Here is a 10,605-nt window from a genome sequence, read left to right as displayed (position 1 = left end):
TGGCTCCCCAGCGCGGACTCGAACCACGGACCCGATGGTTAACAGCCATCTGCTCTACCAACTGAGCTACTGGGGAGTGTTGGCCGGTTGTAAAATATCAATTCCCGCCCGGAGAACCTTCCTTCCTGACGGGAATTGTGCTTCTATCAGATTGAAGAGCAATTTTCAACTCAATTTATCGCCGTTCCCTACCGGCAATCGACGCAGGTCATCAGCTCGGCCATGGGCACGCCGGTGGTCCTGCTGATGTAACGCAGCTGGTCTTCGGGCGCGAAGAATTTGCCGCAGGATGTACACCGGGCCATCTTGAACACTTTGTTCCAGATGATGCGCTTGTCATCCACCGCTTCCATGACCACGTATCCCGTGGGACAGACAAAGGCACAGGAGCCGCAGCCGATACAGGCGGTCGGGTCGAACTCGATCTCCGGTTCCGCCACATCACGGTCTTTCCCGCGGTCACGGAAGGTCAGGGCATTCACGCCGACGATCTCACGGCATGTCCTGACACAGAGCCCGCAGAGGATACAGTCGTGACCGGTCCCCTTTTCTTCGGGAACGGTAACGCCGAGCTTCCGGGCGATCTCCCGGACGGCCTCCGTTTCCGGATACCGGTAGACGAGCAGTTCCACGGCGGCCTTTCGGCCCTGCAGGGCTTTCTCGGAATCCGATCTGATCTCCATACCTTCGGCCACGGGGGTGTTGCAGGACGTCGCCAGCTGCCAGGCACCGTTCATTTTCACCTCGACCGTGCAAAGCCGGCAGGCTCCGAATGGGCTCAGGTCCGGATGGTGACACAGCGTCGGTACCTCTATCTTCATTTTCCGCAGGTTCTCAAGTATGGTGGACCCCTCCTGGGCTTTAACTTTGCGACCGTCTATCGTAATCGTAACCATGCTCGCTTAACTCCTACCCTTTCAATTTCTTTTCCTTATTCCCATACGACGACCCGGTAGCACCGCAGGCATCGCTGCGCTTCATTCATCGCCGCGCCGGTGTCGAAACCGCCTTCGATCTCATCGAAGCCCTTCAGCCGCTCGGCAACATCCCTGAATACCGGCTTTGCGGCGTTTTCCGGGGGGACATACCCTCTGCCCCGCTGCTTCTTCAGATCGACACCGGTAAAGGATATATCACCGGTCGAGGCCGCGCCGCGCAGGTGATCATCGATACCGCGGGCGACGCGATTCCCCATGTCGAGGGCCTCGATCAAAGTCGCGGGACCGGTCACACAGTCACCGCCGGCAAAGACACCGGGAATGTCTGTCATGAAGGTCACGGGGTCGGCCTTGAGGGTGCCCCACTTCGTGACGGAAAGGGCGTCCTTGCCCGTTATCGCCGGCAGCACGGGCTGCTGTCCGATGGCAGCCACGACCATGTCGGTCTTTACCACGTATTCCGATCCCTTGATCGGAACGGGCCGTCTCCTTCCGCTTTCATCGGGCGCGCCCAGTTTCATTTTGACGCATTCCAGGCCGGTCACAACGCCGTCCTTGGCGAGGATCTTCACGGGGGCTCCCAGGTAGGTGATCTTCACCCCTTCCTCGAGAGCGCCTTCTATTTCTTCTTCGCTGGCGGGCATTTCCACGCGGGACCGCCGGTAGATGATCTCCACCTTCTCAAATCCCGATCGAGCGAGGCTTCGCGCACAGTCGACGGCCACGTTCCCGCCGCCGATGATGACCACCCGTTTCTTCGGTTCCACCGCCCCGCCCAGATTGATGTTCCGCAACAGGTCGACGCCGTCCACGTAACCCGCGTAGCCCTGGTCCTCGCCGGCAACGCCCATGGCATTCCCCTTGTGGGCCCCGACGGCGATGAACACCGCCGCGTAGCCCTTCTTGCGAAGGTCGGCAAGGCTGAGTTTTTCTATCTTCGTGTTCAGCTTCAACTCGACGCCGGTTCTCTTGATGAGGTTGATCTCATGTTCCAGGATATCCGGCGGCAGCCGGTAATCGGGAATACCGACGGTCGCCATGCCGCCGGCGTGCGGCAGGGCCTCGAAGACCGTCACGCCGTAGCCGAGGCGGCGCAGGTTGAAGGCCGCAGCCAGCCCGGCGGGACCGGCGCCGATGACGGCGATCTTTTCGGTTTTCTCTCCCTCGGCCGGCGCCAGCGCGCTTCCCCCGCCCGCGAGGTCCGCGTCGGCCGCGGCCCGCTTGAGAAGGCGGATGGCCAATGATTCATCCAGGTCCTTTCTCACGCAGGCGCCCTCACAGGGGTGTGTGCAGACACGCCCCACAACGCCGGGAAGAATGCACCGCTCGCGGATCAGGTCAAGAGAATCGGAAAATTTGTTGTTCTTTATCAATTCTATGTAGCCGGGAATATCGAGGTGTGCCGGACAGGCCTCGATGCAGGGTGCCGTCACGGCTACCGCGTATTCGCGGTTCTCGAGCTTCTTCTCCCCGTTGATCAGGCCGAGGAAATCCGCCTTGAAGTGCCTGAGCGCGTCCGACACGGGATACAGCGCGGACTGGCCGAAGCTGCACTTGCTGTTGGCGCTGACCTGGGCGATGATGTCCTGCATCTCCTTCAGGTCCGACCGGTCACCGACACCCAGCATCATGTCTTCCATGATGCCCAGGAGCTTGTCGATGCCGATCATGCAGACGGAGCACTCGCCGCAGGATATCTTCCTGATCTCACGCAAGTAGGAGAGTGTCAGAGAAAGCACATCAGCCTTGCCGTCCCCGATCACCAGGCCGTTCCACCCCATCAGCGATTTCAGGGGCGCGCCGGGGAAAACCGGCAGTCCCAGATCCACGGCCTTGGATGATTTCCCTTTCCTGTTATCGATAATTTTTCCGTTCCAACTGCTAAATGCGACGCTCTTCATTCTCAAAACACCTCATCCTTAGTGTATGGGAGGACATTTCGCCGGGTTATACTTTCAGCTCCGACCACGCGTGCAAGTTGTCGACCTTATCCTGCAGCTTGTTGTATTCCTGATATATCCGTTCCTGCATGATCTCGATGATATCGGGAGTAAGATGACGGAACCTTCCCTGATGCTTCAGATAATCCCCGACGGGGCGCAGCTTTTCCGGTTTTATCGTGAACCGGTACTTGCCGTCCTCCACTTCGTACAGGGGGAACATACCTGTTTCAACGGCAAGCCGTCCCAAGGCTATCGTCTTCTCCGACGGTGCCCGCCATCCCGTGGGGCACACGGAGAAACAGTGGATATACGCAGGCCCCTGTACATTCCGGGCCTTTTTTACCTTGTTGATGAGATCGATGGGATAGCTGGGACAGGCCGTGGCAACGTAAGGGACCCGGTGAGCGACCATGATCTCCGGGACGTTCTTCTTCCAGGTCTTCTGACCGTAACTGTATTTCCCCGCCGGCGATGTCGTCGTCGACGCGCCCATGGGCGTCCCGCTGGAGCGCTGGATTCCCGTGTTCATGTACGCCTCATTGTCGAGGCAGACGAAGAGCATGTTATGCCCCCGCTCCATGGCGCCGGACAGTGCCTGCAGCCCGATATCCATGGTCCCCCCGTCACCGGCCATGCCGACGACCTTCACGTCCCTGTCGGGGACCCGCCCCTTCCGGCGAAGTACCTTCAGGGCCGATTCGACACCGGAAGCCACGGCGGCGGCGTTTTCAAAGGCCACGTGGATCCAGGGCACCCCCCAGGCCGTATTTGGATACATGCTGGAAACGATCTCCATGCACCCCGTGGCACAGGCGATGACCGCATCTTCTCCGAGGGCCTTGCAGATAAGCCTCACAGCCAAGGCTTCACCGCACCCCTGGCACGCCCGGTGCCCGGGGCTGAAATATTCGTTTTTGTCGACCAGCTTCGGGGCAAATAAGTCAAAGTTCGCTACGGTATTCATTTTTCACGCACTCCGTAAAATTCGTAGTCTTTTTTCAGACCTTTCTTGTGATCCTTGACGGCTTTCTCAACCATGGCGGTAAAATCGTCGACCGCCACGTCACGACCGCCGAGTCCGATAATGTAATCGTACACGTCGGGACGTTCCTTTTCATTGTACAGGGCCGACCGGATCTCTCCGTAGACAGGACCGCCGGGGCCGCCGAAGGAAACGGCACGGTCCGTCACGATCAGCAGCTTCGCCTTCCTGACGGCCGCCCTGAACTCCTCGAAGGGGAACGGTCTCCAGAGCCTGAGCTTCACCAGCCCGACGGGCAGTCCCTTTTCCCTGAGCTCGTTCACGGCGATCTCCGCCGTCTCGCCCATGGACCCCATCGTGATCAGGAGGGTTTCCGCGTCATCGGCCTTGTAGGTTTCAACCGGCCGGTAACGGCGCCCGAAGGTGCGCTCCCATTCGGCCCATACTTCAAGAATTGCTTTCTTGGAGTTCTTCAGCGCTTCATCCTTTGCCTTCATCACCTCGGCGAAAATATCTGACATGGCGAAGGCGCCCATGGTGACCACCTTGTCGGGATGGAGCGTCGCATAGGGTTTCCGGGGCGGGAGAAATTTGTTGATCGCCTTCTGCTCGGGAAATTCGACGGGCTCTACCATGTGTGTCAGCTGGAAACCGTCGATGTTGACCGCCACAGGCAGCAATACGTCCTCACGCTCAGCTATCTTGAATGACTGGATGGACAGATCGATCGCTTCCTGCCCGTTTTCCGAGAACATGACGATCCAGCCCGCGTCCCGCTGGGGTATGATATCGGAGTGATCGTTCAGAATATTGAGGGGTCCCGAAACGGCACGGTTCGCCACGGCGATGCATATGGGAAGACGCATGGCCGAGATGATGGGCAGGATCTCGTGCATGAGCATCAAGCCCTGGGAACTGGTGGCCGTGTAGGCCCGAGCCCCGGTCCCGGAGGCGCCGGCGACGACGCTGATAGCGGAATGTTCCGATTCAACGGTGACGTATTCCGTGTCGGACCTGCCGTCGGCGACGATGTCGGAGAGATGTTCCGCGATATGGGACTGGGGGGTGATGGGATAACAGGCCGCCACATCGACGTTGCACATACCGACCGCTTCCGCTACGGCTATCGCTACTTCCATTCCAACTCGCTTTGCCATTTCCGCTATCCCTCCTCCACCATTGTTATCGCACCGGGCCAGCATTCATGGGCACAGATCCCGCATCCCTTACAATAGTCAAGGTCTGCTTCAAAAAATCCCTCGGCATTCTGGGAAATACACCCCTCGGGGCAGAAGATATAACAGAGCCCGCATTTGATGCACCGCAGGTTGTTAAATTGCGGGCGCTGCGCCCTCCAGCTTCCCGTCAGGTATTCGCGGGCACTGCAGGGCTCGAACACCATGGCCCCCACTTTCACTTCGTGCCACGCTTCAGGCCATTTCTTTTCTTTCTTCATGGTATAATCCTCGACACTCGTTATGCTGCTTTGGAGATCTTCAGTTCCTTGTATGCCCGTTTCAGTGCGTTGATGTTGCGCTGGGCCAGCTTTCCGAACCGTTCCGTGATGGGGCCCTCCATCGATTTGAGCTTCACCGGCGACGCCGCCTTGACGACGGCACCGAGCATGGTGGTATTGGTAATGGGGACCTTGAGCTCTTCCCGGGCGATGTGGGTCGCGTCGACGGTCGCCACGGTACCCTTGAATTTCAGTTCCTTTTTCAGTTCATCCGGTGATTTGGGCGTGTTCACGATCAGGATACCGTCCGGCTTGAGTCCTTCCGTGACGTTGACGAGACCGATCAGGCCGGGGTCGAGAACGATAACCACATCAGGCGTGTAAACGCCGGAACGGACCTTGATCTGCCGGTCGTCGATCCTCGTAAAGGCGGCCACCGGAGCCCCTCTCCGCTCTGGTCCGAAACTGGGGAATCCCTGCGCGTATTTCCCCTCCGCGATGGCGGCCAGCGCGAGCATTTCGACGGATGTAACCGCGCCCTGACCTCCTCTTCCATGCCAGCGAATTTCGATCATACGGAAAAACTCCCTCATTGTGATGGTAAGTAGATGACTAATAAGTGGTGCTTAGTAGTATACTTGCTCTACCCTGTCAATCCTAAAATTCACACTTTTCAAAAAGTCGAAAATTGATGGTTTCTTACGGCATCCTCATAAAGATCGTTCCCCCGGCAATCATTGATGACGAACAGGGGAAACCGTTCCACCTTCAGCATCCGTATGGCTTCCGGTCCCAGTTCTTCATAGGCGACCACCCGGGCCTCTACAACGGACCGGGACAGAAGCGCCGCCACGCCGCCCATGGCGGCGAAATACACGGCGCCGTACCGCACGATCGCTTCCTTTACCTCGGAAGAGCGCTTTCCTTTTCCGATCATGCCCCGGAGGCCCCGTTCCAGAAGGGCCGGTGTGTATGCGTCCATGCGGCCGCTGGTGGTGGGGCCCACGGAACCGATCACCCGTCCCGGCCGTGCCGGTGTGGGACCGGCGTAGAACATGACCATGCCCTCGAGGTCGACGGGAAGTTCATCCCCCCGGACGATCGCTTCGAAAAGGCGACGATGGGCCGTATCCCGACCCGTCAGGACCGTACCGCTCAGGAGAACGGCATCACCGGCCCGGAGCTTCTCACAGGCCTCACCGGTCAATGGTGTGTGCAGTTCGATGGGTTCGATCATTTCAGTATCACCAATCATATACGGCAGGGAAAGCATCCCCGGAAATGCGTTCCAACCACCAAATCCGTAATCCGTAATCCGTAATCCGTAATCCGCTAATCCTCTTTATATAACCGCCTCCCGGTACCGCGATACGTGGCACTGTATGTTGACCGCCACGGGGAGGCTCGCGATGTGGCAGGGAATCATGTCGACATGAACCGCCAGGGCCGTCGTTCTGCCGCCGAACCCCTGGGGGCCGATACCCAGATCGTTGATGTCGCGGAGCAGTTCTCTCTCAAGCTCGGCCAGCCGTTCATCGGATCCGTTCGGTTTCCCCGCGGGCCGCAGGAGTGTCTTCTTCGCCAGGAGGGCCGCTTCTTCGAGCGAGCCGCCGATCCCGACGCCGACAATGACCGGAGGGCACGGATTGGGCCCCGCTTCGGCGACGCTGCGGAGCACGAATTCCCTGATCCCCTCGATACCCTGCGACGGCGTCAACATGGCGGTCCGGCTCATGTTCTCGCTTCCGCCACCCTTCGGCATCGCCACTATCCTCAGCCGGTCTCCTTCGACGATATCGGTATGAATAACGGCAGGAGTGTTATCCCCGGTGTTCTCTCTCGTCAGGGGGTCACAGAGGGATTTCCTGAGATATCCTTCGTGATAGGCGGCCCTGACACCCTGCTGGATCGCCTCGTACAGGCTTCCTCCCGTTATGTGGACATCCTGTCCGAGCTCGACAAAAACAACGGCCACGCCCGTATCCTGGCAGAGAGGAATTCCTTCCTTCGCCGCGATATCGGCATTTTCGAGAATGGCCTCCAGGGCGTATCTTCCCGTCTCCGACGTTTCCGACCGCAGGGCGTCTCTCACCGCCCACAGGACGTCCTCGCCAAGGACCGTGTTGGCTTCAATGAAAAGGGCCTTTACCCTGTCGGTGATGGCTTCAGAGGTTATTTCTCTCACGGGATGCAGTCCCCTACCCCGCCCGGCGCCGAAATTCCATGGCCTTTGACATGGTCATCCTGTCAATGTACTTCAGGTCGCCGCCGACGGGAATCCCCAGGGCGATACGGCTGACCTGCACATCGCGGTCCTTGAGGAGGCGGGAGATGAGCAGGGCCGTCGATTCTCCCTGAACGCTTGGATTTGTCGCGATGATCACTTCCCGAATACCGTTCTCTTCGATGCGGGTGATCAGTTCCTGCAATCTCAGGTCATCGGGGCCGATCCCGTCAACCGGGGAAAGCACACCGTGCAGGACGTGATAGGTCCCTTTGAAACAGCCGCTCTCCTCCACGGCCACGAGCGAGTCGGGATCTTCAACCACGCAGATCACGGCATGGTCCCGGACCGGATCGGAACATATCTCACAGATCTCTTTCTCGGAAAGATTGAAACAACGGGAGCAGAAACGTATTGTACGCTTCACCTCAAGGATGCTCTCGGCAAGTCGGGACGCATCGTCCTCTGAAGACCGGAGGATATAATTCGCCAGCCGTGTCGCCGTCTTTTCCCCGATTCCGGGAAATCTGCTCAACTCCTGGATGAGACGCCGTATGGGCGCCGCGTAACCCTTCATGGAAAACACAACCTTTCATCTCGATCCGTGAACATTCAAGGGTGTTTCGCTACAGCGTAAGCCCGGGGATATTGAGACCGCCCGTTATCTTCGACATTTCTTCCTGGGCCATGTCCTGTGCCCTGCGCACGCCCTCATTGACGGCGGCCACGATCAGGTCCTGCAGCATTTCTATATCTTCCGGGTCAACCACAGCACGTTCGATCTTCAGAGATACCAGTTCGTTCTTGCCGTTCACCACGGCCGTTACCATGCCGCCGCCCGACGATGCCTCTACGGTCTTTGATGCAAGCTCTTCCTGCATCTGCATCATCTTCTCCTGCATCTTCTGGGCCTGCTTCATAATTTTATTGATATTCGTCAATGGTCCTACCTCCTGCCGTTACTTGCCGTTTTTCACGATAACATCCTTCACTTCCGCCCCCGTGAAGGTATCAAGAACATCCTGCAACAGGGGCTGCCGCAGTGCCTCGCTTTTCATTTCCATGACCGATTTCCCCTTTTCCGGGGGCGGCACGCTTTGCCCATTGTTTTTCAGCACTTCCTCCTGTGTCATGAGTGTCATGTCGATCTTCACGGGACGGCCGAAGAATTCCGCCGCCAGGCGGCTCAACCGGTCGAGCTGGGGTTTTTCGCAGATCGTATCATAAAAGATGTACCCCTGGGGAAAGCCGATCCGGAAGGTCTCGCCGTCATATCCCGCCAGGCATCCCGGCTCGATCTTCGACCAGAGGGGTTTGTTCTTTTTCCTCAGGTGCTCCTTGAAATCCACCCAGAGCCGAATGGAATCGGCCCCGTTCTTCGGTGTCTCCCGAGGCGCAGCGGGTACGGGGACCTCATCGGGTCCATCCGGCGGTGCCGGTACCCGCCTGTCATCAGTCACCGGCGGTGCGGCGACGGAACCCGATGACAGCCGTCGCTCCAGGCTCTCCATGCGGCCGAGGATCTCACCCACGGGGATCACCGGCTCCAGGTAGGCCATTTTAACCAGTGCATATTCCAGGTTCACCCGGGGATCCATGCTTCTTCTGACATCCTCTTCCTCCGCCATCAGGATATCGAGAAGACGCTGGAGCGTTTCGCGGGAGGCTTCCCCGGCCTGTGATCCCAGGGCCTCCACCTCATGGTCCGGAAGGTTCCTGAGCAGTTCACCCTCCGCCGCTATCTTCACCATGACAAGATTCATGAAATGATTGAGGATCAACTGATAGAAATATTTCATATCCACGCCGGTGTAGTAGACATCATCGATGATCTTCAGGCACGCACCGGCGTTCCTGGCAAGAACGGCCTTTGAAAGGTCGAAGAGAAAGCGCCGCTCCGTCAGACTGAGCAGTTCTTCCACGCTATCGTCGGTGATCTCCGACCCGGCGTAGGAAATGACCTGATCGAAGATGCTCTGGGAATCCCGTATGCTCCCTTCACCCTCCCGGGCGATCCAGGCCAGCACCTTGTCACTGACGGTGATCTTTTCCGCATCGGCGATATACCGGAGATTGTCCACGATCTTCTTCAGCGGGATGCGCTTGAAATCGAAGTGCTGGCACCGGGACAGGATCGTGGCTGGCACACGGTATATCTCGGTCGTGGCGAACATGAATATGACATGAGGCGGCGGCTCTTCAAGCGTCTTGAGCAGCGCGTTGAAGGCCTCCTTGGTCAGCATGTGAACCTCGTCAATGATATATATCTTGTAGCGTGACGACGCGGGGGCAAACTTGATGTTCTCCCTGAGCTCACGGATCTCGTCGATCCCCCGGTTGGAAGCGCCGTCTATCTCGTGCACATCGAGGGACGAGCCGTCGGTTATTTCCCGGCAGTTGACGCACTGGTTGCAGGGCACCTCGACGGGACCCGTCTCACAGTTCAGGGCCTTCGCCAGGATACGCGCGACCGAGGTCTTTCCGGTCCCCCTGGGACCGCTGAAGAGGTAAGCGTGGGCGGTACGCCCGAGTCGGATGGCATTTTTCAGGGTTCGCACGACATGGTCCTGACCCACAACGTCATCAAAGATCTGCGGTCTCCATTTACGGGCCAGAACAAGGTATTCCATAGGGGCTCCCTCTGCTCTATCGCTCTTGCCGGGTGATAGCCGGGTAGTCCCGCAGCAAACGTCGAAATCGTTACCGCTGCTTCCTTCCGGACCTGACGGGGTTCACAATTCTCCGTTCTACAGGGCCCGGCTATCATATCAATGAATATATGGCGGAGAGAAGGGGATTCGAACCCCTGGTACACCTTTTGGGAGTACACACGATTTCCAGTCGTGCCCCTTCGGCCAGCTCGGGCATCTCTCCGTAAGCACCGGGTGTCGTATAAAAAGCGTCCGGTCCCGGATATTCCCGTTCCCCCCGCGGACTGAACGCTCCATGGTGCATGATAAAAAAACTGGCGGAGAGGGTGGGATTCGAACCCACGTGAGAGCTTTTGACCCTCAAGTCGATTTCGAGTCGACCCCGTTACGACCACTTCGGTACCTCTCCGC

Annotated in this window: 11 protein-coding genes, 3 tRNA genes and 1 other RNA gene; all 15 read right to left on the bottom strand. The window is 58.3% G+C overall.

What is annotated here, in order from left to right; translation table 11 throughout:
• Positions 1-76 (bottom strand) — tRNA-Asn (locus tag JXO48_12155).
• Positions 77-188: 112 nt separating this feature from the next.
• Entirely contained in the window at positions 189-896 is a 708-nt protein-coding gene (locus JXO48_12150) for a (2Fe-2S)-binding protein (GenBank protein ID MBN2284631.1), read from the bottom strand.
• Between the two features lie 35 nt (positions 897-931).
• Positions 932-2,839 (bottom strand): FAD-dependent oxidoreductase, encoded by a 1,908-nt coding sequence (locus JXO48_12145; GenBank protein MBN2284630.1) that lies wholly within the window; start codon positions 2,837-2,839, stop codon positions 932-934.
• Between the two features lie 46 nt (positions 2,840-2,885).
• Positions 2,886-3,845 carry a pyruvate synthase subunit beta gene (locus JXO48_12140; GenBank protein MBN2284629.1) on the bottom strand — a complete coding sequence of 320 codons (960 nt, stop codon included), beginning with the start codon at positions 3,843-3,845 and terminating at the stop codon, positions 2,886-2,888.
• On the bottom strand, positions 3,842-5,020 hold the full coding sequence (porA, locus tag JXO48_12135) for a pyruvate ferredoxin oxidoreductase (GenBank protein MBN2284628.1): 1,179 nt from the start codon (positions 5,018-5,020) through the stop codon (positions 3,842-3,844). Before porA ends, JXO48_12140 begins: the two co-directional genes overlap by 4 nt.
• 5 nt (positions 5,021-5,025) lie before the next feature.
• On the bottom strand, positions 5,026-5,319 hold the full coding sequence (locus JXO48_12130) for a 4Fe-4S binding protein (GenBank protein ID MBN2284627.1): 294 nt from the start codon (positions 5,317-5,319) through the stop codon (positions 5,026-5,028).
• Positions 5,320-5,339: 20 nt separating this feature from the next.
• A complete protein-coding gene (locus JXO48_12125; protein ID MBN2284626.1) occupies positions 5,340-5,894 on the bottom strand; it encodes a pyruvate ferredoxin oxidoreductase subunit gamma in 555 nt (184 codons plus the stop codon).
• Between the two features lie 98 nt (positions 5,895-5,992).
• Positions 5,993-6,556: a Fe-S-containing hydro-lyase gene (locus JXO48_12120; GenBank protein MBN2284625.1), complete on the bottom strand. Its 564-nt coding sequence runs from the start codon at positions 6,554-6,556 to the stop codon at positions 5,993-5,995.
• A gap of 105 nt (positions 6,557-6,661) precedes the next feature.
• Positions 6,662-7,504 (bottom strand): fumarate hydratase, encoded by an 843-nt coding sequence (locus JXO48_12115; protein MBN2284624.1) that lies wholly within the window; start codon positions 7,502-7,504, stop codon positions 6,662-6,664.
• A gap of 13 nt (positions 7,505-7,517) precedes the next feature.
• Positions 7,518-8,120: a recombination protein RecR gene (gene recR / locus JXO48_12110; protein MBN2284623.1), complete on the bottom strand. Its 603-nt coding sequence runs from the start codon at positions 8,118-8,120 to the stop codon at positions 7,518-7,520.
• Between the two features lie 49 nt (positions 8,121-8,169).
• Positions 8,170-8,484, bottom strand: a complete 315-nt coding sequence (locus JXO48_12105; protein ID MBN2284622.1) for a YbaB/EbfC family nucleoid-associated protein — start codon at positions 8,482-8,484, stop codon at positions 8,170-8,172.
• Between the two features lie 18 nt (positions 8,485-8,502).
• Complete coding sequence (dnaX, locus tag JXO48_12100) at positions 8,503-10,173, bottom strand: DNA polymerase III subunit gamma/tau (protein MBN2284621.1); 1,671 nt, start codon at positions 10,171-10,173, stop codon at positions 8,503-8,505.
• A gap of 34 nt (positions 10,174-10,207) precedes the next feature.
• Positions 10,208-10,305, bottom strand: an RNA gene (ffs, locus tag JXO48_12095) — signal recognition particle sRNA small type.
• Between the two features lie 18 nt (positions 10,306-10,323).
• Positions 10,324-10,417: transfer RNA gene (locus JXO48_12090), tRNA-Ser, on the bottom strand.
• Positions 10,418-10,509: 92 nt separating this feature from the next.
• A tRNA-Ser gene (locus JXO48_12085) sits at positions 10,510-10,603 on the bottom strand.
• Between the last annotated feature and the right edge of the window lie 2 nt (positions 10,604-10,605).

It is taken from the genome of Deltaproteobacteria bacterium (genome assembly GCA_016933965.1).
Lineage (GTDB): Bacteria > Desulfobacterota > Syntrophia > Syntrophales > UBA2210 > JAFGTS01.
Note: the sequence above shows the minus strand (reverse complement) of the source record. Positions and strands in the feature narration are given on the sequence as shown.